The following is a 632-nucleotide window of genomic DNA, read 5'->3' as shown; positions in this document are numbered from 1 at the left end:
CGTTAGGCTTACTTACGAGATGTTAAGTCGTCAGCTCGCGCCTTATGTTGGTTTCAGCTACGAGAGCGCCTTGGGTGATGCGCGAGACTTACGTCGTCAAGAGGACGAAGACGTTGATTCTAGTAGTGTAACTGCTGGATTGAAGTTTTGGTTCTAAGGTTGTAGTCTGATAGACAACTTATGTTTATAGAGGCAAGCACATGGATATGAATAATAACAACTCAATGAATAAGCAGCAGATGAATCCCTATCTTAAATTTACTTTGATGATATTAACATCCACAGTCGTGATGTTTATCATGATGTATTTTAATACCTATCAATTGGATCATGTTTATTTTAGTGAGACCCGAGCTTATATGGCGCTCTACATGGGTGCCGGTATGGCCGTCATTATGCTCGCCTTTATGGGTAATATGTATAAAAAAACTAAGGTCAATCTGATGGTTTATGGCCTTAGTGTGGTGCTATTTGCTTTTGGTATATGGGGCGTACGCTCGCAACAAACCGTTGATCAAGTGGATTGGATGCAGGCAATGATACCCCATCACTCAATCGCTATTTTAACCAGTAGTCGTGCTGACATCGAAGATCCACGGGTGCGTCAATTAGCCGATGATATTATCGAAGCG

Annotated in this window: 2 protein-coding genes; both read left to right on the top strand. The window is 41.9% G+C overall.

Annotation, left to right across the window (positions count from 1 at the left end; all coding sequences use genetic code 11):
* Positions 1-157 (top strand): copper resistance protein B (locus CXF69_RS00600; RefSeq protein WP_145990106.1); only part of this gene is annotated, 157 nt, incomplete at its 5' end.
* Positions 158-200: 43 nt separating this feature from the next.
* The coding region (locus CXF69_RS00595) for a DUF305 domain-containing protein (protein ID WP_102078940.1) at positions 201-632 on the top strand (432 nt) is incomplete at its 3' end.

It is taken from the genome of Psychrobacter sp. Choline-02u-9 (genome assembly GCF_002836505.1).
Taxonomy (GTDB): domain Bacteria; phylum Pseudomonadota; class Gammaproteobacteria; order Pseudomonadales; family Moraxellaceae; genus Psychrobacter.
The sequence above is the reverse complement of the archived record's forward strand: the minus strand, read 5'-3'. Positions and strand labels throughout refer to the sequence as shown.